Source organism: Aureibaculum luteum (genome assembly GCF_003449015.1).
In the GTDB taxonomy this organism is placed as follows: domain Bacteria; phylum Bacteroidota; class Bacteroidia; order Flavobacteriales; family Flavobacteriaceae; genus Aureibaculum; species Aureibaculum luteum.
Genome location: NZ_QRGD01000001.1, coordinates 115,678 through 142,237 on the forward strand (window position 1 = coordinate 115,678; position 26,560 = coordinate 142,237).

Sequence of the window (26,560 nt, forward strand, 5' to 3'; positions counted from 1 at the left end):
TTTTAAAAACAATTTAATCTAATAATGATTCGTCAACTATATTAGGAAGTGTAACTTTTAAATTGGGTTCTACTTCCATTGCTCGCTTTATAGCAAATATAGCTTCTTTATTTCTCGCCCAACTTCGTCTTGCAATACCGTTATTTACATCCCAAAATAGCATGGCTTGCAAACGTTGTTCAGCTTCTTCACTACCATCAATAACCATGCCGAAACCACCATTAACAACCTCTCCCCATCCTACGCCACCACCATTATGTATAGATACCCAAGTGGCCCCTCTAAAGCTATCTCCAATTACATTTTGTATGGCCATATCTGCAGTAAACTTTGATCCATCATAAATATTTGAGGTCTCTCTAAAAGGAGAGTCTGTACCAGAAACATCATGATGATCTCTTCCTAACACCACCGGACCAATTTCACCAGCAGCAATTGCATGGTTAAAGGCCTTGGCTATTTTAATACGACCTTCAGCATCTGCATATAAGATTCTTGCTTGCGAACCTACTACCAATTTATTTTCTTGTGCTCCTTTTATCCATTTCACATTATCAGCCATTTGCTGTTGTATTTCAACAGGCGAATGCTGCATCATTTCTTCCAACACAGCACAAGCAATAGCGTCTGTTTTTTCTAAATCTTCAGACTTGCCAGAGACACAAACCCATCGAAAAGGACCAAAACCGTAATCGAAACACATAGGTCCCATAATATCTTGTACATAACTCTTGTATTTAAAATCAATTCCGTTTGTTGCCATTACATCAGCTCCAGCTCGTGATGCTTCTAAGAGAAATGCATTACCATAATCGAAAAAATAAGTACCTTTTGCTGTATGCTTATTTATTGCATCGGCTTGACGCCGTAAACTTTCTTGTACTTTTTCTTTAAAAGTAGCAGGGTCTTTCACCATTAATTCAACCGCCTCTTCAAATGATAATCCCACAGGATAATAACCGCCTGCCCAAGGATTATGTAATGAGGTTTGGTCAGAACCTAAATCGATATATACATTTTGTTCATCAAACTTTTCCCAAACGGCAACCACATTTCCATGATAGGCAATAGAGATGACTTCTTTATTTGCTTTCGCTTTACGTACACGCTGCACCAACACATCTAAATCATCAATAACCTCATCTACCCAACCTTGTGAATGCCGTGTCTGAACCGCCTTTAAATTAACCTCTGCACATACCGTAATACAGCCTGCAATATTCCCCGCTTTGGGTTGAGCACCGCTCATACCGCCAAGCCCAGAAGTCACAAACAATTTTCCGGCTAAACCTTCACCTTGTTTGGCAATTTTTCGCCCTGCATTTAAAACCGTAATCGTAGTACCATGCACAATTCCTTGAGGACCGATATACATAAAACTACCCGCTGTCATTTGCCCATATTGGGTTACACCTAAGGCATTAAATTTCTCCCAATCATCTGGTTTGGAATAATTGGGAACCATCATACCGTTAGTAACCACAACTCTTGGTGCATTTTTATGCGAAGGAAACAACCCCATTGGATGACCTGAATACATCGTTAAGGTTTGCTCATCAGTCATTTCAGCCAAATACTGCATGGTAAGTAAATATTGAGCCCAATTTTGAAACACCGCTCCATTACCTCCATAGGTTATCAATTCATGTGGATGTTGTGCCACGGCATTGTCCAAATTATTTTGAATCATATGCATTATGGCTTTGGCTTGTAATGATTTTCCAGGATAGGCTTCTATTGGTCTAGCATACATTTTATACTCGGGCTTAAACCGATACATATAAATTCTACCATAAGTTTCTAATTCTTCTTTAAATTCAGGTAGTAATGTGGCATGAAATTTAGAATCAAAATAACGAAGTGCATTTTTAAGGGCTAGCTTTTTTTCATCTTCTGATAAAATGGCTTTTCGTTTAGGAGCATGGTTTATTTCCGAATCATACGTTTTAAGATTGGGAAGTTGGTTTGGAATACCTTTTAAAATTTGTTGATGAAATTCGTTCATTGGTATTTATTTATTATAAACCGTTTATTATTCTCTAATTATCAAAAGAATCTGTTTTTTTATCATAACCATAAGGACAATGTCTACATCCGCTTTTACAGCAATATCCACGTTTTAAATGGTATTTCTCTGTAAACACTTTGTATCCTTTATCCGTGAGATAATAATCCTCAGGTTCTAATTTTGGTAAATTATTAAACATGCAATTTTATTTATCAGGTAAATTTACCATAAATATCATTAAATAAATTCACTAATTTCGCCATGATATGGATTTTAACGTAAACAGCAGAAACCAATCGGTGCATTTTCCTTTACTTGAGGATATTGAACTTGTTATTAAACGAGAAGATGAAATCCATCCTGACATTTCAGGTAATAAATACAGAAAATTGAAGTATAATTTAATTGCTGCCAGAGAGCAAGGCTTTGACACCTTAGTCACTTTTGGTGGTGCCTATTCTAACCATATTGCAGCAACTGCCGCTGTAGGATTAAAATTCGGGTTTAAGACCATCGGTATTATTAGAGGCGAAGAATTGGTTGATAAAATTGAAGGAAATGCAACTTTGGCTTTTGCTCAAAAATGCGGAATGCAGTTTAAGTTTATCACTAGAAGTTTATATCGTGAAAAGGAAAATGACACCTTTTTAAGTACTTTAAAAGATGAATTGGGCAACTACTATTTAATACCTGAAGGAGGCACAAATAGCTTAGCCATAAAAGGATGTGAAGAAATTTTAACAAAAGAAGACAAAAGCTTTGATTATATTTGCACATCTGTTGGAACAGGTGGCACTATTTCTGGTATTATAAATAGTACGGAACCCCGTCAGAAAGTGATAGGGTTTTCATCACTTAAAGGTGACTTTTTAAAAGATGAAATTGCCAAATGGACAACGAAGAACAATTGGGAATTAAATACCGACTTTCATTTTGGCGGTTACGCTAAAATAAATAATGAGCTTATTACATTTATAAATAATTTTAAGCTTGCAACTGACATTCCCTTAGACCCTATTTATACTGGAAAAATGCTTTACGGCATTGTAGATATGGCTAAAAATAAAGTATTTAAAAAAGGAAGTAAAATACTTGCAATTCATACTGGCGGTTTACAAGGAATAGCAGGAATGAATAACGTATTAAAACAAAAGAATTATTTGCAATTAATTTAAAATGAAGTATCTAAAAATAGTTTTAAGTATTATTATTTTAAGTGTTTTTGCCAGTTGTGGCTCACACAAAAGAACAACTTCACAAAAAATAATAGATCAACGACAACCAAATAAAGTCGTAAAAAAGACGGTAACACCTGTAAAACTTCAAAAAATAGATGAAGCTGATGTAATTCATGCTGATCTAATGAGACGTAAACCTAATTTGAATGAAAACACATTGGCGTATATTGATGAATATAATGATATTGCCATCTTAGAAATGATAGCGTATAAAATACCTGCTAGTATTACATTGGCACAAGGTATATTAGAATCTAACAGCGGTAAGAGTAGACTTTCAGTAAAAGGTAACAATCATTTTGGTATAAAGTGTCATACTTGGGATGGTAAACGCATGTATCATGATGATGATTCACGTCAAGAATGTTTTAGAAAATACGAACATCCATTAACCTCTTTTAGAGATCATTCCTTATTTTTATTTGATAGAAAACGTTATGCTGGATTGTTTGAGCTTCGTAAAAAAGATTATAAAGGTTGGTCTAAAGGCTTGAGAAAAGCGGGTTATGCAACAGACCCTAAATATCCTGCAAAGTTAATTACACTTATAGAAACTTATGAATTAGATAAGTATGACGACTTTGATGAAAGCTATCTTTATAATGGTAAAGTAATTAAAAAAACAAAAGATGATGTAACGTCTAAATACATCATTGTATCTAAAGGAGACACCTTGTATTCTTTAGCTAAAAACAATAACTTAACCGTTGATAAATTAAAGTGGCTAAACGGTCTTAAGAATAATGAACTGTCTGTGGGTCAGAAAATTTTTGTTGAATAATTGCAACAGTTAAGTGTCTTTTTACAATAAAAAAATCGTCACAAATACTTTCGTGTCAGTGACGATTTTCCAAAACTAAATCTAAATTATTAATTATTATTTGATCTTTTATTTACTCTATTACCTTTAGAGTTTTGATTGTTCATGTTACGTTTTCCTTGTTTTTTCATTTTATCTCCTTTGCGTTTCATGGTTGTTTTCCAGGTTTCATATTGGTCTTCATTTAAAATCTTTTTCATAGATTCTTGACGAACCAATTGAGCATCTAATCTAGATTTTTGCTTGTCATATGAATTTCTATTCGCTGGCTTTTCTCCTTTTTCACGTAAAGCTTGCATCTCTTTTCTTTTTGCATCACGCACAATAGCTTGTTCTTTGTTTAAATCATACACCTTTTTTTGCTGAGCATCCGTAAGGTCTAAATTTAATGCCATTTTTTTTGTTTGTAATTCTGCCATTTGATCAGGTGTCATATCTGATCTATTAAAGCCTCTTTTGTTGTTTTGAGCAAAAGCACCTACAGTTAACAAGGCCATAAAACCTCCAATTACTAAATTTCTACGCATTGGTTTTTTATTTCCTATTAGGGATTTGTTTTTTGTTTCTAAATTTTTCATTTTTTTTATTTTAATGTTATACTGCTTTGACTGTAGCTATTAAAAATAGTTTAATTAAAAGTTTGATTTTAACAGTAGATTAACATTCCAAAAAATTAGTGACTCTATCAAAAAATTACTTTTCTATATCCTTAAAAATCATAAAAATCTGACTAATAGATTATTTACTATTCTTTTTCGTGGGTAAGTACAGCTCTTAAAATTAAATATTGAGCCGCTAAATAGGTGAGCATAATAATGATGGGGAATATATTATTTGTAGTATCAAATTTATTTATTGCCAACACAGAATCGGAAATAATAAAAAGACAAGCACCTATAAACATATATTTCGAAGCAATACTTTTTCTATGTAAGTAAAATAATAAAGAAACAATGCCCATCACAGAAATGGTAACACCATAAACCACCACAGGAACGAACAATTCATTTAAGCTATTTTTCAATAAATTGATGAGTGCAAAAAACACTATTAAAAAGGGTACCGTAGCTATGAGTATAGTTTTTAAATTAGAGCTATTAATCCAACCCAATACTATTTTAATATATATGATATGTGCTATTAAAAAGGAAATTAAACCTAACATAAAATAGAGTTCACCTTCAAATAACAATAATACATCACCAAAAAACGAAAACACTAAAGCACCTATATACCAGCCATTAACCTGCTTCGTTGACACCAAATAGAGCATCAATAGTGTTAACATTAACAAGGGTTTAAAAACACTTCGCAGTAGTTCTATATTGAAAACAACACCTACCATATCACAAAGTGAAACTATTACAAAAAGAGCTGTAATAATAGTAACTTTAGTATTGTTTTTGGTTGTAGTCATTATATCATCGCTATATAATCATCTTCTGAAATAATAGGAATACCTAAATCTTCAGCTTTTGTACGTTTACTTGGTCCCATATTATCACCTGCAATAATATAATTGGTCTTTTTAGAAATGGAGCTTGATACTTTTCCGCCATTATCTTCAATTGATTTTTTAAGTTCGTTTCTACTCATTTTTGTAAAAACACCTGACACTACAAAAATCTTTCCTTGCAATTCATCTGTCTGATTTTCCAACGCCTTGGCGGAAAGTTCCATTTGCACACCATAGCTTTTTAATCTATTTACCAAGTCAATATTTAAAGGATTATTTGAAAAATCAATAATACTTTGAGCTATTCTGTCTCCTATTTCATCAACGGCAATTAATTCTTCAAAACTTGCGTTGAGTAAACTATCAATGTTTTTAAAATATTTAGCCAATTTTTTAGCAACTGTTTCACCAACAAATCGAATTCCTAAAGCAAATAAAACACGTTCAAATGGAATTTCTTTTGATTTTTCAATTCCTTTAATCATGTTTTCAGCAGATTTTTCAGCCATTCTTTCTAACGGAATAATTTGTTCCGTTTTTAACTCATACAAGTCTGCATAATTTGAAATTAAGTTCTCCTTAGCTAATAAGGCAACCGTTTCTCCACCCAAGCCTTCAATATCCATGGCTTTTCTACTGATAAAATGTTGAATTCTACCTGCAATTTGTGTCGGACAACCATATTCATTAGGGCAATAGTGTTTGGCGTCTCCTTCAGTTCTTACTAACGACGTATTGCATTCCGGACAATGTGTAGCATAAACTGTAGGTTGAGAATCTGCGGGTCTTTTTGTTAAATCTACCCCAACTACTTTAGGAATAATTTCACCGCCTTTTTCTACAAATACAGTATCATTAACACGTATATCTAGTTTTTCAATTTGATCAGCATTATGCAACGAAGCACGTTTTACGATGGTACCTGCTAACTCAACCGGTTCTAAATTAGCAACTGGTGTTATGGCTCCAGTTCTACCAACTTGATAAGAAATACTATTTAAAACGGTACTTTTTTGCTCCGCTTTAAACTTATAGGCTATTGCCCAACGTGGTGCTTTTGCCGTATACCCTAATTCATCTTGCTGATGTAACGAGTTTACTTTTATTACCACACCATCGGTTTCATAAGGCAACTTAAAACGCTGCGTATCCCAATAATTTATATAGTCTAATATTTCGTCTATGGACTTCGCTACTTTTATAGTATCTGGAATTTTAAAGCCCGCTTTTTTAGCATTTTCTAAGGCTTCATAATGGGTTTTAAAGGGTAATCTTTCAGCCACCACATGGTATAGTAAGCAATCTAATGGTCGTTTAGCCACCTCGGCACTATCTTGTAGTTTTAAACTACCACTCGCCGTGTTTCTTGGGTTCATATAAGGATCATCACCAGCTTCTACCCTAGCCTCATTCATTTTCGAAAAACCCTCTAGCGGTAAAATAATTTCACCTCTAATCTCAAAATCATCTACAAAATTACTTTTTAATTGCAACGGAATTGAGCGTATTGTTTTAATATTGGCAGTAACATTATCTCCTTGAAATCCATCACCTCTAGTTACGGCTTTTATTAATTGTCCTTTTTCATAGGTTAAATTTATTGACGCTCCGTCATATTTAAGCTCGCAAGTATATTCAACAGCCTCTGTTCCTAATATTTTTTGAACGCGTTTTTCCCAATCCAATAAATCTTCTTTAGAATAACTATTACTTAAAGAATACATTCTATTCTTATGAGCAATCGTTTCAAAATTCTTAGTAACCTCACCACCTACACGTTGCGTAGGTGAGCTGGCATCAAAAAACTCAGGATGCTTTGCTTCCAAATCTTGCAATGTTTTGAGCTTCATGTCAAAATCATAATCAGAAATGGTGGCATTATCCAACACATAATAGTTATAATTATGTTCACGTAATTCTTCTCGGAGTTGTATAAGTTGTTCTTGAATTGAAGACATTGTTCTTGTAAATTTTAAAAGTTAAAAATAAATAAATTTTAACTCTAAAAGTTAAAAAACTTCAGGTCTTTATAAGTCGTTCCCTTTTTACAAGAAAGGTTCTTCATTTTATATTATAAGTAACAAAAACCTTCATTAACCATTCATTATGTAACATAAGTTACTGAATATCGAGTGTTTAGCATCAATTACATGACTTTTATCACCTTTTTCCACATTATTATTAACTAACTTCGAGACAGTAACTTAAACAAATAACTCATGAAAAAGCTATTAATATTAGGAGCAGGAACAGCAGGCACAATGATGGCAAATCATTTAAGGCCGAAACTACGCAGTAATGAATGGGATGTTACTATTGTAGATCAATATAAGACACATTATTATCAACCTGGTTTTTTATTTCTTCCTTTTGACACCTATACCGAAAGTCAAGTAAAAAAAGTTGGAAAAAAATTAATTCATAAAAAAGTAAATTATATCCAGAAAAAAATTGAGAAGATAATTCCCAACGAAAACAAAGTCCAATTAGAAGATGAAACCATAAATTATGATGTACTCATAATTGCAACTGGTTCAAAAATTGCACCTCAAGAAACTCAAGGTCTATTAGGACCATTATGGAAAAAAGACATTTTTGATTTTTACACTTATGAAGGTGCTTTGGCACTCAGGGATAAACTAAGAGATTGGAAAGGCGGAAAATTAGTAGTTCACATTACTGAAATGCCTATAAAATGTCCCGTTGCTCCACTTGAGTTTGCTTTTTTAGCTGATTCTTATTTCCGTAAAAAAGGTATGCGAGACAAAGTAGATATTACCTATGTAACGCCACTTTCAGGGGCATTTACAAAACCCACTTGTTCTACCGCATTGGCGTACCTTTTAGAAGAGAAAGATATTCATCTCGAACCTGATTTTTCTATAATGGAAGTAGATAATAACCAAAAAGCAATTGTAGATTATGAAGAAAGAGAAATTCCTTTTGATTTACTAGTAACCGTACCAACCAATATGGGTGATGAACTTATAGAAAGGTCAGGTTTAGGTGATGATTTGAATTTTATACCTACAGATCATAACACCTTACAATCAAAAGCACATGAAAATATTTTTGTAATTGGAGATGCCACTGATGTTCCAGCCTCTAAGGCAGGTTCCGTAGCACATTTTCAGGCAGAAACATTGACAGATAATATCCTTCTCTATATAGATGGTTATAAACTTAAAAAAGAATTTGATGGACATGCCAATTGTTTTATTGAAACAGGAAATAACAAGGCATTGCTAATTGATTTTAATTACAACACAGAACCCGTACATGGTACATTCCCTTTTGCTAAAATAGGTCCATTACGGTTATTGAAAGAAAGTGTATTTAACCATTGGGGAAAATTAGCTTTTCGATGGATTTATTGGAACATGTTATTAAAAGGTATTGCCATTCCTTTTGTCTCAAGAAATATGAGCTTTAAAGGAAAAGTATTTGACATAAAATCGAAATAAAAATTAAGTAAAACTAAAAAACTAAAATTATGGAAGCAAAAACAATAGCAGGTATGCAAGTAAACGTAAACGAAGAAGGATACCTAGAAGATATGAATCAATGGAATGAAAATATTGCAACAGAAATTGCAGATGAAATAGGTATTGAATTAACTGATAAACATTTTGAAGTGCTACATTATTTACGCAATCAAAATAAAGAAGGTGTGGCCCTTACTATCAGAAGAGTAGGTAAATCTGGCATTGTAGATATTAAAGGATTGTATACATTATTTCCAAAAGGACCTTTAAAATTTTCATCTAAAATTGCTGGAATACCAAAACCAACAAGTTGTATATAGTTCACTATAAATTCAATAAAAACTCACAAAATGGAAACAAAAAAAATAGATAATAAAACCGAGTTAAAAGAGAAGAAGCCTTTAGAAAAAGTATGTCTTATTTGTGCAAAAGGTAGTTTAGAAGATGTTTATGCTACTTTAATAATGGCGAATGGTGCCGTTATGGAAGGTATAGAAACCAATGTGTTTTTCACCTTTTTCGGATTGGATGGTATCACTAAAAAATCGATGAATACATTGCATACAGCAACAACAGGAAACCCTTCTATGAGAATGCCAGGAGGTCTTCCTTTCCCTACTATGCTTGGCGGATTACCAGGAGTAGAAACAGCAGTTTCGGGTATGATGCGAAAACAAATGGAAGCGTTAGATATGCCACCTGTAGATGAATTTCTAGAAATGATAACCGCTGGTGGTGGTAGAATATTTGCTTGTAAATTAGCCGTTGACATGTTTAAAATAACCAAAGAAGATATGTCTGAAGAAGTAGAAGATATCATTACCATAGGTCAGTTTTATGAACTTTGCGATGGTGACAGAACTCAAATAATATTTACCTAGTCATTTTAAATTAAACTGTAAAACCCGAAGCCGTGGCTTCGGGTTTTTTATTTGCCTTTCTCAACAAAAAGGGCGAACTTCGTCATTGGTCGATACCAATAAATAAAATGAGTTAACATACTTTAGTTTCATGATAGAATTTAATTTATCATACTAACATAATATTTTAATAAAAGTAAATGAAAAAAGTAGAAGTTGTTGCTGCAATAATCATGCATGATAATGAGATTCTTTGTGTTCAAAGAGCAGAAAACTTATTAGATTACATCTCTTGTAAATTTGAATTTCCAGGCGGAAAAATAGAAAATGGTGAATCTAAAAAAGAAGCTTTGGAAAGAGAGTTAATTGAGGAGTTAAATATTAGTCCAAACATTGAGAATTTGTATCTAACCGTTGTTCATCAATATCCAGATTTTGAACTAACAATGCACAGTTTCTTATGTACTACATCTACAAAAAAAATCGAACTAAATGAGCATATTTCATCTCAATGGCTTAAAAAAGAAGAATTATTAAAACTGGATTGGGCAGCAGCGGACTTACCTATTGTTTCAAAATTAATTACTAATGATTAAATTTTCTACTGAAAAGTTTGAGAAAAGTATTCAAACAGGTTTTATAAACAAATCTATTAGTTCTGAGGTGGTTTATCAGCCAGAATTATTGGTAAACAGTAAAGAACCTAAGTTAAAAATTTTATCAACTATCATAAAAGAGTTAGAATCTTGTGAATCCTTTTATATATCCGTTGCATTTGTAACTACTGGTGGAGTAGCAACATTAATGAATACTTTAATATCATTAGAAAAAAGGAATATAAAAGGTAAGATATTAGTTTCTCAATATTTAAATTTCACACAACCTGAAGCTCTAAAAAGGCTCTTAAAGTTTAAAAACATTGAACTTAAAATTGCGACAAAAGGTAATTCACATTCTAAGGGTTATCTTTTTAAAACAAATAAATATTATAATTTAATCATTGGCAGTAGTAATTTAACAGATAATGCATTAACAACAAATAAAGAATGGAATTTAAAAGTATCTGCTTTAAATGAAAGTGAAATTGTTAACAAGGTTGTTGGAGAATTTGAAGATGATTTTAAGCATGGTACCAAAGTTACTTCTCAGTTTATCGAAGCGTATAAAACAATATATGACAATCAAAAATTATTCAATACTCTAAACGAAACTGTACAAGTATCCATTAAAAAAATCATCCCAAATTCAATGCAACGAGAAGCATTGATAAACCTAGAGAATTTAAGGCTTGAAAATAAAAATAAAGCTTTATTAATTTCAGCGACAGGAACGGGTAAAACTTATCTATCTGCATTTGATGCTAAGGCATTTAATTCTAAAAAATTACTATTTGTTGTACACCGTTTAAACATTGCTAAGAAAGCCTTAAAAACATTTGAAATGGTATTTGGTGACTCAAAAACAATGGGCTTATACTCAGGGAATCATAGAGATTTAGACAAAGATTTTAATTCTGCTTTTACTATAAAAACTTACTCAAGTAAAAAATCAATTACAAATGAAGGTTGGGAACATAAAGAAATAGTGTTAAAAGCTAATTCTTTTGATGATAGTTATGAAGACATTGTCATCACTGAAGAAAATGCTCAAGGAATGACGGTAATCGGGGAATTTGTATGTGTTTTAAATTGAAAAATTTAACGAAAATCATATGCTAAACTTTAAAGAAAAAATAAATTATCTAAACGAACAATTAAGTATAACCAATGAAAATTATGCAGATAGTTTTAAACTAGATATTGTGTTTTTCATTAATGATTTTAATGAACAGAATCAACTTTTATTCTTTTTAAATCAACTTTCTTCAAGAGAAGAAATCACTAAATGGATAAATAAATTAACTTCAAGAATTGTTATGAAATTTGATAAAGAAAGTGAAAGCATAAATGACTTTATTTATGATTATATAATAAATGGTTAATCTAAGGTTAAATTTATTAAACATTAACTCAACTAGCCTTATAACTTAATTACATCTTATAATACATAAAAGTATTTGTTTAAAATGAAACAAAATAATTTCTTTTCCCGTTAATTTTGAATCTGTAAATGATATACTTTTACACGCAATTAACACATAAACTTATATGATTGTTTGGGGCTTATTTATTTTAGGAATTTTAATTTTTCTAGCGTTAGATTTAGGTGTTTTTAATAAAAACCCGCATGTTATTAGTATTAAAGAAGCTTCTGCATGGACAGCCGTTTGGGTGACGCTTTCCTTTCTTTTTTCGGGTGTTATTTACTGGTTGTATGGTTCGGGTACCATTGCCAATCCAGATCAGCTTACGGCTACTAATGCCACTATCAAATATATTACAGGTTATTTGATTGAACTATCATTGAGTATCGATAATATTTTTGTGATTGCCGTTATTTTCAGTTCTTTTAATATTCCTTTAAAATATCAGCATCGCGTATTGTTTTGGGGTATTTTGGGTGCCATCGTATTTAGAGCTTTGATGATTTTCTTTGGTGTAGTACTCATTAATAAATTCAGTTTTACTACTTATGTTTTTGGAGCCTTTTTATTATTTACGGCCTTTAAAATGCTAACACAAAAAGAAGAAACCTTTAACCCTAAAAGGTCTTTTGTCTATAGAAATTTAAGAAAAGTAATGCCCATTACTACTCAAATGGATGGACAAAAGTTTTTTATGCAGTTAAAGCATATAAAAGCGGCTACACCACTATTTATAACGTTGGTTGTAATTGAGTTTACAGATATTCTATTCGCACTAGATTCTGTGCCTGCTATCTTAGCCATTACTTCTGATCCGTTTTTGGTATTTAGCTCTAATATCTTTGCTATTTTGGGGCTACGGTCTATGTATTTCTTTCTTTCAAATATGCTTAATAAATTTGCATATCTTAAATACAGTTTGGTTGCTATTTTAACCTTTGTTGGTGTAAAATTAATTTTAGCACATCACTTTAAATTTCCAGAATGGGTTTCGCTAACCATTATAGGCTTGTCCTTGCTGATAGGTATTTTAGTTTCTCTAAGAAAAGCAGAAGATTAAAAAGAACTATTTATATTTTAGTCGCGTATCAATGGCATTGTAGAACAACGTAACAATCCTTCTTGTTTGGCAATTTCGGCATATGGCACTTCTTCAACCGTAAAATCGTGTTGACGTAACCATGTATTTAAGCGTGTAAAATTTCGTTCAGAAACGATCACTTTTTCAGAAATAGAAAATATATTACTATTCATGTTGTACATTTCCTCTTTTGTAATTTCATAGGTGTTTTCAGCTCCAAAATAATTAACCAACCACTTGTACTCTTCTTCAATTAAGAATCCATTTTTATGAAGTATCGCTTTGTCTTTACCAATAGGTTGAAAACAACAATCTAAATGCAAGGCATTATCTTTAGCGTCTGTATTAGATTTACGTAGCTCAAATGATTTTACCTTTTTGTTAGGAAACAATTCTTGTAAAGCTTCAACAGCATAACTATTAGTACGTGCGGTAATTAAATCAGGGTAATCATCACCCGTATAAACACCTACAAAAATATACTCATTCCATGGCATTACATCACCGCCCTCTACATGTACCTTTTCTGGTAATTTAATTACATTTTTAGGATCTATTTGAGCTATAACATAATCTATAGCTTCAATTTCTCGATCTCGGTCTGGCAGTATATTTGATTTTATAAATTTATCTTCTATGACAAAGGCAATATCTCTAGTAAAAATCTGATTGTAATTTTCTATTGATTTTGGTCTAAAAACATGTACATCGTATTTTTTAAAAACCGCATCTAAAGCTTCCATTTCTAGTATCATATCTTCTTGCTTCGGATAGGTACCTGCCAAAATATGCTCAATTGACTTAGGGTCATACGCTTCTTCAACAGAAGGTGCTGGACCATTACTGTTGGCAATACCTAAGACTACCGCTCGTAGTCTTGAAGTTTCGTTTTGTATATTTAGTTTAAGCATATAAAAAATGTCATTTTCCCCAAAAATATGGAAAAAATGACATTATAGATATTTTAAAATTGATAATTATCTTTTTTCTACTGGTATAAAAGGTCTTAAGGTTTTACCAATATATATTTGACGTGGTCTACCAATAGGTTCTTTGTTTAAACGCATTTCTCTCCATTGAGCAATCCATCCTGGTAAACGACCTAAAGCAAACATTACGGTAAACATTTCTGTTGGAATACCTAACGCTCTATAAATGATACCTGAATAGAAATCAACATTTGGATATAGTTTTCTTTCTACGAAATAAGGATCTTCCAACGCTTCTTTTTCTAAGCCTTTAGCGATTTCTAAAATTGGATCTTCAATACCTAAATCTGCTAAAACTTCATCAGCAGCTTTCTTAATTATTTTAGCTCTAGGATCAAAGTTTTTATATACACGATGACCGAAGCCCATTAATCTAAATGGATCATTTTTATCTTTAGCTTTGGCCATGAATTTTTTAGTATCACCACCATCCGCTTTTATAGCTTCTAACATTTCTATTACAGCTTGGTTTGCACCACCATGTAATGGCCCCCAAAGAGCTGAAATACCTGATGCCAATGACACAAATAAACCAGCATGAGATGAACCTGCAATACGCACAGTACTCGTTGAACAATTTTGTTCATGGTCTGCATGTAAAATTAACAACTTATCTAAGGCTTCTACTACAATAGGATTTAAAGTATACTCTTCATTAGGTTGTCTAAACATCATTTGTAAGACATTCTCAACATACCCTAACGATGTGCTACCATAATTTAGAGGTAACCCCATTTTTTTACGCATGGTCCAAGCTACTAATACCGGAAACTTACCTAAAATCTTAACTATCGATTTGTACATCGCTTCTTCAGACCGAACATCTACTGACGTTGGATTAAAAGCTGTTAATGCACTTGTTAATGAACATAAAACGCCCATTGGGTGTGCCGATTTTGGAAAAGCATCTAATATTTTTTTAACATCTTCATCTACAATAGATTGATGTTGAATATCATAATGAAATTTATCCAACTCACTTTCCGTTGGTAATTCTCCAAATATTAATAAATAGACAACTTCTAAAAAGTGTGCCTTTTCAGCTAGTTCTTCAATACCGTAGCCTCTATAATGTAAAATTCCTTTTTCACCATCTAAAAATGTAATAGCACTCTCACACGACCCCGTGTTTTTAAACCCTGGATCTAACGTTATAACTCCGTCTGTACTAGTTCTTAGCGAGCTTATATCAATTCCTAATTCATCTTCAGTACCTTTTACGACCGGAAATTCATACGACTTTCCATTTATTGCTAAAGTTGCTTTTTCTGACATGTATTTTGCTTAAATTTTATTAAATATAGTATAACGCTAATTTACAAAAATTACTATAATAATTTTAAGAAAAAAATTGAATTTAATATTCCGCATAAAAAAAAGCGATTATCTTAGATAATCGCTTTTTATATTCACTTATAATTAAAATTATTTAACCTTAAATGCTTTTTCTTGAGGATAATAAGCTACATCTCCTAATTCTTCCTCAATACGTAATAATTGATTGTACTTAGCCATACGATCTGAACGAGAAGCAGAACCCGTTTTAATCTGACCACAATTTAACGCTACCGCTAAATCAGCAATAGTATTATCTTCTGTTTCACCTGATCTGTGACTCATTACAGTTGTATATCCAGCATCTTTTGCCATATTTACAGCAGCAATAGTTTCTGTAAGTGAACCAATTTGATTTACTTTAATTAAAATTGAATTCGCAATGCCGTTCTCAATACCTTTTGCTAAACGCTCTACATTTGTAACAAATAAATCATCACCAACTAATTGTACTTTATCTCCAATTAATTCAGTAAGATATTTAGTTCCATCCCAGTCATTTTCATCCATTCCATCTTCAATAGAGATAATTGGATATTTAGCAGCCAATTCAGCTAAATATTCCGCTTGTTCTTTAGAAGTTCTTATTACACCTTTATCACCTTCAAATTTTGTGTAATCATATTTACCATCAACAAAAAATTCTGCAGATGCACAATCTAAAGCAATCATAATTTCATCACCTAATTTGTAACTGGCATTAGAAACAGCTTTTGCAATAGTATCTAAAGCATCTTCTGTACCTCCAGCTAAGTTTGGTGCAAAACCACCTTCATCACCAACAGCTGTACTTAAACCTCTATCGTGTAATACTTTCTTTAAGTTATGGAAAATCTCTGTTCCCATTTGCAAAGCATGCGTAAAGTTTTTGGCCTTTACTGGCATAATCATAAACTCTTGAAAAGCAATAGGAGCATCTGAATGCGAACCACCGTTGATGATATTCATCATTGGTACTGGTAACGTTTTTGCAGAAACACCACCTACATAACGATAAAGAGGCATACCTAATTCATTAGCAGCAGCTTTAGCAACTGCTAAAGAAACACCTAAAATAGCGTTTGCTCCTAACTTAGATTTATTTGGTGTACCATCTAACTCAATCATTAATTTGTCAATCAACGCTTGTTCAAAAACAGAAGTTCCAATTAATTCTTCAGCAATTATATCATTAACATTAGCAACGGCTTTTAAAACACCTTTACCCATATAAGCTTTACCACCATCGCGTAATTCAACAGCTTCATGCTCTCCTGTTGACGCTCCAGATGGTACTGCAGCTCTACCTAATATACCACTATCTGTAATTACATCAACTTCTACAGTTGGATTACCTCTTGAATCAAAAATTTGACGTGCGTGAATGTTAATTATAATGCTCATGACTTTACTATTTTTTGTTATTATTTAATGTTTTAAACTCTCTTAAATTGTTCATGTAAATTTACGCAATTACCGCCGTTTTTACCTTAAAAATAAAGCTTATATACGACAACGTTTTCGATAAAAACTAGGTCAATCCAGCTTGCAGTAGATTCCTTTTACATTTACAAAATTGTATTAATTACTTTCAATCATTTCAAAGAACTGATCAAAAAGATATACCGAGTCATTTGGTCCCGGACTAGCCTCTGGATGGTATTGTACAGAAAAACACTTTTTATTTTTGATACGAATACCTGCTACGGTATGATCATTTAAATGCATGTGTGTTATTTCTACATTTTCATTCTTTTCAGTTTCTTCTTTGTTAATTGCAAATCCGTGATTCTGAGATGTTATTTCACCTTTACCAGAAATTAGATTTTTTACAGGATGATTAATTCCTCTATGACCGTGGTGCATTTTATAAGTGCTAATTCCATTTGCTAAAGCGATTACTTGATGCCCTAGACATATTCCAAATAACGGTAAATTTTTTTCAATAATTTCTTTAGCTACTTTCTGAGCTTCTACTAATGGTTCTGGATCTCCAGGACCGTTAGACAAAAAGTATCCGTCTGGATTAAAGCTACTCATTTCCTCAAAAGTTGAGTTATAAGGGAAAACTTTTATATACGCATCTCTTTTGGCTAAATTTCTAAGAATATTCTTTTTTATACCAATGTCTAATGCTGAAATTTTATATTTTGCATTCTCTTCACCAACATAATAGGGTTTGTCTGTTGACACTTGAGATGCCAATTCTAAACCATCCATATTAGGTACTTCTGCCAATTGTTTTTTTAATTTTTCAATATCATCAACCTCAGTTGAAATAATGGCATTCATAGCTCCATTTTCTCTAATATAAGTTACTAGAGCTCTCGTATCCACATCCGAAATTGCAATCAAATTGTGTTTTTCAAACCAATCTTTTAAAGAACCATCAGCATCAGGGCGTGAATAATCAAAACTAAAGTTTCTACAAATTAATCCAGAAATTTTTATTCCATCTGATTCTACTTCAGCTTCCTTAACACCATAATTTCCAATATGTGCATTGGTTGCAACCATTAATTGACCAAAATATGACGGATCTGTAAAAATTTCTTGATAACCGGTCATCCCCGTATTAAAACAAATTTCTCCTGTTGATGAACCTTCTATACCAATTGATTTCCCTTCAAAAACAGTTCCATCAGCTAATAAAACGATTGCCTTTTTTCTAGTTTGATACTTCATTTAGCGTATATGATTTTTACAAAAATAATATAAAAAAAAGGATAAACTAAATTAGCTTATCCTTTTTATATTTAATGTTTATTAACATTCTATTCTTCCTCTTCTGAATTAGAAGCTTTTTTATCAGCAACTGGAACCGGAGGTACAGCTGTAGTAGCTTTGCTACCACCTCTTCTACTTCTTCTAGTATTTTTCTTCTTATTGCTATTAGGATTGTAAGTAGTATTGTAATCAACCAATTCTACCATAGCCATATCAGCATTATCACCTAATCGGTTACCCAATTTGATAATTCTAACATAACCTCCTGGTCTGTCTGCTACTTTAGTAGCAACTTCTCTAAACAATTCTGTTACTGCCTCTTTTTGTCTCAAATAAGCAAAAACTATTCTTCTATTGTGAGTAGTATCAGCTTTTGATTTTGTGATTAAAGGTTCCACAAATTGTCTTACCGCTTTCGCTTTAGCAACAGTAGTATTTATACGTTTATGCTCTATTAATGAACATGCCATATTTGCTAACATGGCTTTTCTATGAGCAGTTTTTCTACTTAAATGATTAAATTTCTTTCCGTGTCTCATCTCTTACTATCCTTATTCTTTATCTAACTTATATTTACTTAAATCCATTCCAAAAGTTAATCCTTTGACATTCACTAACTCATCTAATTCAGTTAATGATTTTTTACCAAAGTTTCTAAATTTCATTAAGTCATTTTTATTGAATGATACTAAATCACCTAAAGTATCTACTTCAGCAGCTTTTAAACAATTTAATGCTCTTACTGAAAGATCCATATCAATCAACCTAGTTTTTAACAACTGTCTCATGTGAAGTGATTCTTCATCATAAGTCTCAGTTTGTGCAATTTCATCAGCCTCTAAAGTAATACGCTCATCAGAGAATAACATAAAGTGGTGAATCAATATTTTTGCAGCTTCAGTTAATGCATCTTTAGGGTTTATAGAACCGTCAGTAACAATATCAAAGATTAATTTTTCATAATCTGTCTTTTGCTCAACACGAAAGTTCTCTACTGCATATTTTACATTTTTTATTGGTGTAAAAATAGCATCAGTAAATATTGTTCCTAAAGCAGCATTTGCTTTTTTATTCTCTTCAGATAAAACAAAACCTCTACCTTTTTCTATTGTAAATTCTAAATCAAGTTTAACTGATTTTTCCATTTTACAGATAACTAAATCAGGATTCAATACTTGAAAACCTGAAATAAAGTTTTGAAAATCACCAGCAGTTAACTGATCTTTACCAGTTACTGTTACCGTTACCGTTTCGTTTTCAGTTTCTTCAATTTGTTGCTTAAAACGTACTTGTTTTAAGTTCAAAATCATTTCAGTAACATCTTCTACAACACCTTTTACTGTAGAAAATTCATGCTCAACACCTTCAATTCTTAAAGATGTAATTGCGTATCCTTCTAATGAAGATAATAAAACTCTACGTAGTGCATTACCAACTGTTAAACCATAACCTGGTTCTAAAGGTCTGAATTCAAATCTACCTTCAAAATCAGTAGATTCGATCATTATTACTTTATCGGGTTTTTGAAAATTTAATATTGCCATAAGTTCAAATACTATCTTTAATTATTTAGAGTATAATTCTACAATAAATTGTTCATTAATATTTTCTGGAATTTGAATTCTTTCTGGTACAGTTACAAAAGTACCTTGCATTGTATCACTATTCCAGTTTAACCACTCAAATACCGCACTATTATTAGCTAATGAATTTTCAATAGCCACTAAAGATTTAGATTTTTCTCTAACTCCGATAACATCACCTGCTTTTAAAGAATAAGAAGGAATATTAACTAATTCACCATTAACAGTTATATGTCTGTGAGAAACTAATTGACGAGCTCCACTACGAGAAGGAGAAATACCCATTCTGAAAACAACGTTATCTAAACGAGATTCACATAATTGAATTAAAATCTCACCCGTAATACCTCTACTTCTAGATGCTTTTTCGAATAAATTTCTAAACTGACGTTCTAAAATTCCGTAAGTGTATTTTGCTTTCTGCTTTTCCATTAACTGGACAGCGTACTCAGATTTTTTACCACGACGACGGTTATTACCGTGTTGTCCTGGAGGATAATTTCTCTTTTCGAATGATTTATCATCTCCGAAGATTGCCTCGCCAAATTTACGAGCTATTTTAGTTTTGGGTCCTGTATATCTTGCCATTTCTTTTTGTTTTATAAAAGGGATTATGAATTAAGGCTTATCCTTCGATAATCTATATTTCCTTCTAATTGATTAAAATTTATATTAACAGTTACTAAATTATATTCAGTATTTTATACTTGAGCAGTTGATATTAATTCAACTTATACTCTACGTCTTTTAGGAGGACGACATCCGTTGTGAGGTAATGGAGTAACATCAATTATTTCAGTTACTTCGATACCAGCATTATGTATGGTTCTAATAGCAGATTCTCTACCATTACCTGGACCTTTTACATATACTTTCACTTTTCTCAATCCTGCTTCATGTGCAACTTTAGCACAATCTTCAGCTGCAGTTTGAGCAGCATAAGGTGTGTTCTTTTTAGAACCTCTAAACCCTTGCTTACCTGCAGAAGACCAAGAAATAACATCTCCTTTTTTATTCGTTAAAGAAATTATGATATTATTGAATGTAGCTTGAATGTGAGCTTCACCAATAGCATCAACGACAACTTTACGTTTTTTTGAACTCGCTTTTGAACTTGTTTTTGCCATAATTAATAGTCATTAGTAGATTGTACAAAGTAAGTTAAAAATATAACTACTAGCACAAACCCTTATAAATTATTTAGTTGCTTTCTTTTTGTTAGCAACAGTTTTTCTTTTACCTTTTCTAGTTCTAGAATTATTCTTAGTTCTTTGACCTCTTAATGGTAAACCTGATCTATGACGAATACCTCTGTAACATCCAATATCCATTAAACGCTTAATGTTCATTTGAGTTTCAGAACGTAATTCACCTTCTATAGTGTAAGTACCAACTTGTTCTCTAATTCTACTGATTTCATCATCAGTCCAATCTTGAACTTTAGTGTTTTCATCTACCTTTGCATTGGCTAAAACTTCTTTTGCTCTATTTCTGCCAACACCATAGATGTAAGTTAATGAAATAACTCCTCTTTTGTTTTTTGGTATATCTATACCCGCTATTCTTGCCATAATTATCCTTGTCTTTGTTTAAATCTAGGATTCTTTTTATTGATTACATATAATCTACCTTTTCTGCGAACTATTTTGCAGTCGGCACTTCTCTTTTTTACTGATGCTCTTACCTTCATCGTTATATTTTTAGTATCTGTAAGTTATTCGAGCCTTAGTTAAATCATAAGGACTCATTTCTAATTTTACTTTATCTCCAGGTAGTAATTTAATGTAGTGCATACGCATTTTACCTGAAATGTGTGCGGTTACAATATGACCATTTTCTAGCTCAACGCGAAACATTGCATTTGACAATGCTTCAATTATTGTTCCGTCTTGCTCTATTGCTTGTTGTTTTGCCATATTATACTACTGATTTTCTATTAGTTCCTGTTTTCATTAAACCATCATAATGACGATTTAATAAATGTGAATTTATTTGTTGTATTGTATCTATAGCAACACCCACCATAATTAATAATGATGTACCACCATAAAATATAGCCCAACCCGGTTGCACACCTGCTTTTACAATAAAAGCTGGTAGTATAGCCAACAGAGCTAAAAATATTGAACCTGGAAATGTTATTCTTGATAAAATAGTATCTAAATAGTCAGCCGTTTCTTTACCTGGTCTTATTCCTGGTAAAAAGCCACCACTCCTTTTCAAATCATCTGCCATCTTATTGGTAGGAATTGTAATTGCCGTATAAAAATAACTGAAAATTATAATTAAAATCGCAAATACTACATTATACCAAAAACCAAACATATCTTGAAAAGCAATACCCATAGATTTCAACGTATTATTTTCTGCACTTGATAATAATTGAGGCACAAACATTAAAGCTTGAGCAAAGATTATCGGCATAACACCAGATGAATTTAATTTCAATGGAATGTATTGTCTTGCACCAGCAGCATCTTCTACATTACCTGCAACTGTACGCCTCGCATACTGCACGGCTATTCTTCGAACCGCGGTGACTAAGAAAACACATGCTAAAATAGCTACCAACCAAAGTATTACTTCAATTAAAACCATTAATAAACCTCCATTAGATTGTGAAACCCTAGAAGTAAATTCCTGCATAAATGTTGACGGTAATCGTGCGATAATACCAATCATAATTAACAATGAAATACCATTACCAATACCTTTATCAGTAATTCTTTCACCCAACCACATTGCAAACACAGTACCTGTAGTTAATAAAAGAATAGACGAAAACCAGAATAATGGTCCTCTACCTAATAAAAACGCAGTTTCAGGAATACCTAAACTTGGTAAACTTGCAATATAGGCAGGAGCTTGTAATAGTAAAATACCAATGGTTAACCAACGTGTAATTTGATTAATCTTTTTACGACCACTTTCACCTTCCTTCTGTAATTTTTGCAAATAAGGTACTGCTATCCCCATCAACTGTACCACAATAGATGCAGAAATATAAGGCATAATACCTAATGCCATTACTGAAGCTTGAGCAAATGCTCCACCAGTAAAGGCATTTAACAATCCTAATAAATTATTATCACTAGTCTTATTAGCAAGATTTGTTAATTGAGTTCCATCAATACCTGGCAATGTTACTTGAGCAGCTAAACGATAAACAACCATTAATCCAAGTGTTAAGATAATCTTGTTTCTTAACTCTTCAATTTTCCAAATATCTTGTATGGTACTTATAAATTTTTTCATTTATTTCTTATAATGTTACTGCTTTTCCACCTACTTTTTCAATAGCTTCTTTTGCTGTTGCAGTAAATTTATGTACAGTAATATCTAATTTCGCTTTTAATTCTCCTCTACCTAAAATTTTAACCAAGTCATTTTTACCAACAACTCCATTATTAACTAGAATTTCAAAAGTAACCGTATCTTTTATGCTACCATTATCTACCATAGTTTGTAAGGTATCTAAATTTATAGCCGCGTATTCTTTTCGGTTAATGTTGGTGAATCCAAATTTAGGTAAACGACGTTGAATTGGCATTTGCCCACCTTCAAATCCTATTTTCTTAGAATATCCAGAACGAGATTTAGCACCGTTATGACCTCTTGTAGCTGTACCACCTTTTCCAGATCCTTGACCTCTACCTATTCTTTTCGCTTTACTTTTTACTGCACCTTTGGCAGGTCTTAAGTTGTTTAATTCCATATCGTTATCTTATTTAACTTCCTCTACAGAAACTAAGTGTTTAACTTTATTTACCATACCTAGAATCGTTGGTGAAGCATCATGCTCAACAACTTGATTCAATTTACGTAAACCCAATGACTCTAAAGTTCTTTTTTGATCTTGAGGACGTCTGATTTGACTACGTACTTGTTTTACTTTAATTTTTTTCATCTCCTCTTAGTTTTATCCGTTAAAAACTTTGTTTAAAGAAATTCCTCTTTCTTTAGCAATAGTATTTGCATCACGCATTTGCAATAAAGCATCAAATGTTGCTTTTACCACGTTATGAGGATTTGAAGAACCTTGTGATTTTGATAATACATCATGTACACCAACAGATTCTAATACCATACGTACAGCACCACCAGCAATTACACCAGTACCATGAGTAGCAGGTTTTAAAAATACTTTTGCACCAGCATACTTACCTTTTTGTTCGTGAGGTATTGTATGTTTTATGATCGGTATTCTTATTAAATTTTTCTTAGCGTCTTCAATAGCTTTTGCAATAGCAGAGGCAACATCCTTAGATTTTCCAAGACCATGACCTACAACACCATTTTCATTACCAACAACAACAATTGCTGAAAAACCAAATGTTCTACCACCTTTTGTTACTTTAGTAACCCTTTGTACTCCAACCAAATGATCTTTTAAATCTAATCCACTTGGTTTTACGTGTTCAACGTTTCCGTATTTTTGATACATAAATCTTAATTAAAATTTTAATCCTGCTTCTCTTGCTCCATCCGCAAGAGCCTTTACTCTACCGTGGTATAAATAACCATTTCTATCAAAAGCAACACCTTCTATTCCAGATTTTGTCGCTTTTTCAGCCAATGCTTTACCTACTGCAGCAGCTACTTCAATTTTTGTGCCTTTAGCAGCAATTCCTTTATCTCTTGATGATACTGCAACCATTGTGTTACCAGTAATGTCATCTATTAATTGAGCATCAATTTCTTTATTGCTTCTAAATACTGAAAGCCTTGGCTTTTCAGTAGTACCTGAAACAATTTTTCTAATTCTTTGCTTAATTCTTTGTCTTCTTTGAAGCTTTGATAATGCCATAATATCTATTTATTATGCAGATTTACCTGCTTTTCTTCTTAATTCTTCTCCTACAAATTTAATTCCTTTCCCTTTGTAAGGTTCTGGCTTACGATAAGAACGAATCTTAGCGGCTACCTGTCCTACTAACTGTTTGTCAAAAGAACTTAATTTTACAATTGGGTTTTTACCTTTTTCTGATACCGTTTCAACTTTAACCTCTGGAGCCAAATTTAAAACAATATTATGTGAAAATCCTAAAGCCAACTCTAACCTTTGTCCTTGATGACTAGCTCTATAACCAACACCAACTAATTCTAACTCCTTTGACCAACCTTTAGAAACACCTTCAATCATATTAAACATAAGAGCTCGGTATAAACCATGCTTTGCCTTATCTTCTTTACTATCTGAAGGACGTGTTACTAAAATATTTCCGTCTTCAACTTTAATAGTTACGTTAGTAAAACCTTGCTTTAATTCGCCTAATTTCCCTTTAACGGTAACTATGTTATCTTTAACATCTATAGTAACTCCTTCTGGAATCGCCACTGGATTATTTCCTATTCTTGACATCTCTTATTCTTTATTAGTAAACGTAACATAAAACTTCTCCACCAACATTTTCTAATTTGGCCTGTTTGTTAGTCATCACACCTTTAGAGGTTGACACTATCGCAATACCAAGACCGTTTAAAACTCTTGGTAAATCAGAAGTATTTACATATTTACGTAAACCTGGTTTACTAATTCTTTCAATTTTCTTAATTACAGGTTGTTTTGAAACACTATCATATTTCAAAGCAATCTTAATTGAATCTTGAACTTTATTTTCTTCAAACTTATAACTTAAGATATAACCTTGATCAAATAAAATCTTAGTCATTTCCTTCTTTAAGTTAGAAGCTGGTATTTCAACAACTCTTAGTCCTGCATTAGCTGCATTTCTAATTCTTGTTAAATAATCTGCAATAGGATCTGTATACATATATATTTAATTACGGTTTTGGTTTTTAACATTTATGTTAAACCTGAAACCAATTTATAATTTTACCAACTCGCTTTTCTAACACCAGGTATTAAACCTTGATTAGCCATTTCACGAAATGTTACACGAGAAACTCCGAAAGTTCTCATATACCCTTTAGGTCTTCCTGTTAATTTACAACGATTGTGTAATCGAACAGGTGAAGCATTTTTAGGTAACTTTTGTAATCCTTCAAAATCGCCAGCTTCTTTTAAAGCTTTACGTCTCTCAGCATATTTAGCTACTGTTTTTCTTCTCTTTACCTCACGGGCTTTCATTGATTCTTTAGCCATTTCTTAATTTTTTTTAAAGGGTAAACCTAATTCGTTTAACAATGATTTTGCTTCTTTATCAGTATCGGCAGAAGTTACAAAAGTAATATCCATACCACTAATTTTATTCACTTTATCAATATCAATCTCAGGAAAAATAATTTGTTCAATAATTCCTAAATTGTAATTACCTCTTCCGTCAAAACCAGTAGATTTTATACCTCTAAAATCTCTTACACGTGGTAATGATGCTGTTACTAATCTATCTAAAAATTCGTACATTCTTTGTCCACGTAACGTAACTTTAACACCAATTGGCATTCCTTTACGTAATTTAAACGATGCAACATCTTTTTTAGACATTGTTGCTATTGCTTTTTGACCAGATATTTTGGTTACTTCGTCAAGAGCATAATCAATTAACTTTTTATCAGCTACTGCAGCACCTACACCTTTACTAATTACAATTTTTTGTAATTTAGGAACTTGCATAATATTTTTATAGCCGAACTCTTCGGTTAAAGCAGCCTTAATTCTGCTATTATATTCTTCTTTAAGTCTAGGTACGTATGCCATAACTAAATAATTTCTTTTGATTTTTTAGAGAATCTTACTTTTTTGTCGCCCTCAATTTTATATCCCACTCTAGTGGTATTGCCATTTTCTACTAACATAATGTTAGATATTTGGATAGGAGCTTCAAATTTTGAAATTCCACCTTGAGGATTTTGAGCACTAGGTTTAGTATGTTTAGATACCATATTAACACCCTCTACAACTGCTTTGTTCTTATCTTTAAGAATTTTTACAATTTTTCCTTCTTTACCTTTATCTTCTCCAGTTGTTACTCTAACAGTATCTCCTGTTTTTAGTTTGATCTTTATCATCATC

Annotated in this window: 35 protein-coding genes; 9 read left to right on the plus strand and 26 right to left on the minus strand. The window is 32.1% G+C overall.

Annotation, left to right across the window (positions count from 1 at the left end; all coding sequences use genetic code 11):
• Window positions 1-13 precede the first annotated feature (13 nt).
• Both D3P13_RS00565 and D3P13_RS21845 read right to left on the minus strand, forming a co-directional pair.
• Window positions 14-2,005 carry a urocanate hydratase gene (locus D3P13_RS00565; protein WP_117879354.1) on the minus strand — a complete coding sequence of 664 codons (1,992 nt, stop codon included), beginning with the start codon at window positions 2,003-2,005 and terminating at the stop codon, window positions 14-16.
• Between the two features lie 34 nt (window positions 2,006-2,039).
• A complete protein-coding gene (locus tag D3P13_RS21845; RefSeq protein ID WP_157972790.1) occupies window positions 2,040-2,207 on the minus strand; it encodes a DUF5522 domain-containing protein in 168 nt (55 codons plus the stop codon).
• A gap of 67 nt (window positions 2,208-2,274) precedes the next feature.
• Between D3P13_RS21845 and D3P13_RS00570 the strand changes: the two genes are divergently transcribed.
• Together D3P13_RS00570 and D3P13_RS00575 are read left to right on the plus strand one after the other, a co-directional pair.
• Window positions 2,275-3,183 carry a 1-aminocyclopropane-1-carboxylate deaminase/D-cysteine desulfhydrase gene (locus tag D3P13_RS00570; RefSeq protein WP_117879355.1) on the plus strand — a complete coding sequence of 303 codons (909 nt, stop codon included), beginning with the start codon at window positions 2,275-2,277 and terminating at the stop codon, window positions 3,181-3,183.
• 1 nt (window position 3,184) lies between these two features.
• Entirely contained in the window at window positions 3,185-4,027 is an 843-nt protein-coding gene (locus tag D3P13_RS00575) for a glucosaminidase domain-containing protein (RefSeq protein WP_117879356.1), read from the plus strand.
• Window positions 4,028-4,116: 89 nt separating this feature from the next.
• On the opposite strand, the gene D3P13_RS00580 is transcribed toward D3P13_RS00575, so the two are convergent.
• The 3 genes from D3P13_RS00580 to ligA form a co-directional block, all read right to left on the minus strand.
• Window positions 4,117-4,644 carry a hypothetical protein gene (locus D3P13_RS00580; protein ID WP_117879357.1) on the minus strand — a complete coding sequence of 176 codons (528 nt, stop codon included), beginning with the start codon at window positions 4,642-4,644 and terminating at the stop codon, window positions 4,117-4,119.
• Window positions 4,645-4,811: 167 nt separating this feature from the next.
• Window positions 4,812-5,483 carry a lysoplasmalogenase gene (locus tag D3P13_RS00585; RefSeq protein ID WP_117879358.1) on the minus strand — a complete coding sequence of 224 codons (672 nt, stop codon included), beginning with the start codon at window positions 5,481-5,483 and terminating at the stop codon, window positions 4,812-4,814.
• Window positions 5,483-7,480 carry an NAD-dependent DNA ligase LigA gene (gene ligA, locus D3P13_RS00590; RefSeq protein WP_117879359.1) on the minus strand — a complete coding sequence of 666 codons (1,998 nt, stop codon included), beginning with the start codon at window positions 7,478-7,480 and terminating at the stop codon, window positions 5,483-5,485. The genes D3P13_RS00585 and ligA overlap by 1 nt, the downstream gene beginning before the upstream one ends.
• Window positions 7,481-7,741: 261 nt before the next feature.
• Here ligA and sqr point away from each other — a divergent pair, with 261 nt between their 5' ends.
• The 7 genes from sqr to D3P13_RS00625 all read left to right on the plus strand — a co-directional run bounded on the left by sqr (window position 7,742) and on the right by D3P13_RS00625 (window position 12,950).
• Window positions 7,742-8,986, plus strand: a complete 1,245-nt coding sequence (gene sqr / locus D3P13_RS00595; RefSeq protein ID WP_117879360.1) for a type III sulfide quinone reductase, selenoprotein subtype — start codon at window positions 7,742-7,744, stop codon at window positions 8,984-8,986.
• A 29-nt stretch (window positions 8,987-9,015) separates the two neighbouring features.
• The gene (locus D3P13_RS00600; protein ID WP_117879361.1) at window positions 9,016-9,327 is read left to right on the plus strand and encodes a TusE/DsrC/DsvC family sulfur relay protein; all 312 of its coding nucleotides are present in this window, start codon (window positions 9,016-9,018) and stop codon (window positions 9,325-9,327) included.
• Between the two features lie 30 nt (window positions 9,328-9,357).
• Window positions 9,358-9,888 (plus strand): DsrE/DsrF/DrsH-like family protein, encoded by a 531-nt coding sequence (locus tag D3P13_RS00605; protein ID WP_117879362.1) that lies wholly within the window; start codon window positions 9,358-9,360, stop codon window positions 9,886-9,888.
• Window positions 9,889-10,067: 179 nt separating this feature from the next.
• The gene (locus D3P13_RS00610) at window positions 10,068-10,463 is read left to right on the plus strand and encodes a (deoxy)nucleoside triphosphate pyrophosphohydrolase (RefSeq protein ID WP_117879363.1); all 396 of its coding nucleotides are present in this window, start codon (window positions 10,068-10,070) and stop codon (window positions 10,461-10,463) included.
• The gene (locus tag D3P13_RS00615; RefSeq protein WP_117879364.1) at window positions 10,456-11,559 is read left to right on the plus strand and encodes a DEAD/DEAH box helicase family protein; all 1,104 of its coding nucleotides are present in this window, start codon (window positions 10,456-10,458) and stop codon (window positions 11,557-11,559) included. Before D3P13_RS00610 ends, D3P13_RS00615 begins: the two co-directional genes overlap by 8 nt.
• A gap of 19 nt (window positions 11,560-11,578) precedes the next feature.
• Window positions 11,579-11,848 (plus strand): hypothetical protein, encoded by a 270-nt coding sequence (locus tag D3P13_RS00620; protein WP_117879365.1) that lies wholly within the window; start codon window positions 11,579-11,581, stop codon window positions 11,846-11,848.
• A 166-nt stretch (window positions 11,849-12,014) separates the two neighbouring features.
• Window positions 12,015-12,950 carry a TerC family protein gene (locus D3P13_RS00625; protein WP_117879366.1) on the plus strand — a complete coding sequence of 312 codons (936 nt, stop codon included), beginning with the start codon at window positions 12,015-12,017 and terminating at the stop codon, window positions 12,948-12,950.
• 17 nt (window positions 12,951-12,967) lie between these two features.
• Here the strand turns inward: D3P13_RS00625 and D3P13_RS00630 are convergent, their stop codons facing one another.
• From D3P13_RS00630 to rplX, 21 genes are all read right to left on the minus strand, one after another.
• Complete coding sequence (locus tag D3P13_RS00630) at window positions 12,968-13,882, minus strand: dimethylarginine dimethylaminohydrolase family protein (protein ID WP_117879367.1); 915 nt, start codon at window positions 13,880-13,882, stop codon at window positions 12,968-12,970.
• Between the two features lie 66 nt (window positions 13,883-13,948).
• On the minus strand, window positions 13,949-15,235 hold the full coding sequence (locus tag D3P13_RS00635; RefSeq protein ID WP_117879368.1) for a citrate synthase: 1,287 nt from the start codon (window positions 15,233-15,235) through the stop codon (window positions 13,949-13,951).
• Between the two features lie 150 nt (window positions 15,236-15,385).
• The gene (gene eno, locus D3P13_RS00640; protein ID WP_117879369.1) at window positions 15,386-16,678 is read right to left on the minus strand and encodes a phosphopyruvate hydratase; all 1,293 of its coding nucleotides are present in this window, start codon (window positions 16,676-16,678) and stop codon (window positions 15,386-15,388) included.
• A gap of 177 nt (window positions 16,679-16,855) precedes the next feature.
• On the minus strand, window positions 16,856-17,959 hold the full coding sequence (carA, locus tag D3P13_RS00645; RefSeq protein WP_117879370.1) for a glutamine-hydrolyzing carbamoyl-phosphate synthase small subunit: 1,104 nt from the start codon (window positions 17,957-17,959) through the stop codon (window positions 16,856-16,858).
• 89 nt (window positions 17,960-18,048) lie between these two features.
• Window positions 18,049-18,540, minus strand: coding sequence for a 50S ribosomal protein L17 (rplQ, locus tag D3P13_RS00650; protein ID WP_117879371.1), 492 nt, complete (start codon window positions 18,538-18,540; stop codon window positions 18,049-18,051).
• 12 nt (window positions 18,541-18,552) lie between these two features.
• Entirely contained in the window at window positions 18,553-19,545 is a 993-nt protein-coding gene (locus D3P13_RS00655; RefSeq protein ID WP_117879372.1) for a DNA-directed RNA polymerase subunit alpha, read from the minus strand.
• A 21-nt stretch (window positions 19,546-19,566) separates the two neighbouring features.
• A complete protein-coding gene (gene rpsD / locus D3P13_RS00660; RefSeq protein ID WP_117879373.1) occupies window positions 19,567-20,172 on the minus strand; it encodes a 30S ribosomal protein S4 in 606 nt (201 codons plus the stop codon).
• Between the two features lie 143 nt (window positions 20,173-20,315).
• Window positions 20,316-20,711, minus strand: a complete 396-nt coding sequence (rpsK, locus tag D3P13_RS00665; RefSeq protein ID WP_117879374.1) for a 30S ribosomal protein S11 — start codon at window positions 20,709-20,711, stop codon at window positions 20,316-20,318.
• A 69-nt stretch (window positions 20,712-20,780) separates the two neighbouring features.
• Window positions 20,781-21,155: a 30S ribosomal protein S13 gene (rpsM, locus tag D3P13_RS00670; RefSeq protein WP_117879375.1), complete on the minus strand. Its 375-nt coding sequence runs from the start codon at window positions 21,153-21,155 to the stop codon at window positions 20,781-20,783.
• Between the two features lie 2 nt (window positions 21,156-21,157).
• Window positions 21,158-21,274, minus strand: coding sequence for a type B 50S ribosomal protein L36 (gene ykgO, locus D3P13_RS00675; RefSeq protein WP_013305171.1), 117 nt, complete (start codon window positions 21,272-21,274; stop codon window positions 21,158-21,160).
• 10 nt (window positions 21,275-21,284) lie between these two features.
• The gene (infA, locus tag D3P13_RS00680) at window positions 21,285-21,500 is read right to left on the minus strand and encodes a translation initiation factor IF-1 (RefSeq protein WP_117879376.1); all 216 of its coding nucleotides are present in this window, start codon (window positions 21,498-21,500) and stop codon (window positions 21,285-21,287) included.
• Window position 21,501: 1 nt separating this feature from the next.
• Window positions 21,502-22,839, minus strand: a complete 1,338-nt coding sequence (gene secY, locus D3P13_RS00685) for a preprotein translocase subunit SecY (RefSeq protein ID WP_117879377.1) — start codon at window positions 22,837-22,839, stop codon at window positions 21,502-21,504.
• Window positions 22,840-22,846: 7 nt separating this feature from the next.
• Window positions 22,847-23,299 carry a 50S ribosomal protein L15 gene (gene rplO, locus D3P13_RS00690; protein ID WP_117879378.1) on the minus strand — a complete coding sequence of 151 codons (453 nt, stop codon included), beginning with the start codon at window positions 23,297-23,299 and terminating at the stop codon, window positions 22,847-22,849.
• A gap of 9 nt (window positions 23,300-23,308) precedes the next feature.
• Window positions 23,309-23,491 carry a 50S ribosomal protein L30 gene (gene rpmD / locus D3P13_RS00695; RefSeq protein WP_117879379.1) on the minus strand — a complete coding sequence of 61 codons (183 nt, stop codon included), beginning with the start codon at window positions 23,489-23,491 and terminating at the stop codon, window positions 23,309-23,311.
• Window positions 23,492-23,503: 12 nt separating this feature from the next.
• The gene (gene rpsE / locus D3P13_RS00700; RefSeq protein WP_117879380.1) at window positions 23,504-24,028 is read right to left on the minus strand and encodes a 30S ribosomal protein S5; all 525 of its coding nucleotides are present in this window, start codon (window positions 24,026-24,028) and stop codon (window positions 23,504-23,506) included.
• A 9-nt stretch (window positions 24,029-24,037) separates the two neighbouring features.
• Window positions 24,038-24,391, minus strand: a complete 354-nt coding sequence (gene rplR / locus D3P13_RS00705; RefSeq protein ID WP_117879381.1) for a 50S ribosomal protein L18 — start codon at window positions 24,389-24,391, stop codon at window positions 24,038-24,040.
• A 12-nt stretch (window positions 24,392-24,403) separates the two neighbouring features.
• Window positions 24,404-24,946 carry a 50S ribosomal protein L6 gene (rplF, locus tag D3P13_RS00710; RefSeq protein ID WP_117879382.1) on the minus strand — a complete coding sequence of 181 codons (543 nt, stop codon included), beginning with the start codon at window positions 24,944-24,946 and terminating at the stop codon, window positions 24,404-24,406.
• A 13-nt stretch (window positions 24,947-24,959) separates the two neighbouring features.
• The gene (gene rpsH / locus D3P13_RS00715; RefSeq protein WP_117879383.1) at window positions 24,960-25,358 is read right to left on the minus strand and encodes a 30S ribosomal protein S8; all 399 of its coding nucleotides are present in this window, start codon (window positions 25,356-25,358) and stop codon (window positions 24,960-24,962) included.
• A gap of 62 nt (window positions 25,359-25,420) precedes the next feature.
• Window positions 25,421-25,690, minus strand: coding sequence for a 30S ribosomal protein S14 (gene rpsN, locus D3P13_RS00720; RefSeq protein ID WP_117879384.1), 270 nt, complete (start codon window positions 25,688-25,690; stop codon window positions 25,421-25,423).
• 3 nt (window positions 25,691-25,693) lie between these two features.
• Entirely contained in the window at window positions 25,694-26,245 is a 552-nt protein-coding gene (rplE, locus tag D3P13_RS00725) for a 50S ribosomal protein L5 (protein ID WP_117879385.1), read from the minus strand.
• A 2-nt stretch (window positions 26,246-26,247) separates the two neighbouring features.
• Window positions 26,248-26,556, minus strand: a complete 309-nt coding sequence (rplX, locus tag D3P13_RS00730) for a 50S ribosomal protein L24 (RefSeq protein WP_117879386.1) — start codon at window positions 26,554-26,556, stop codon at window positions 26,248-26,250.
• Window positions 26,557-26,560: the final 4 nt, after the last annotated feature.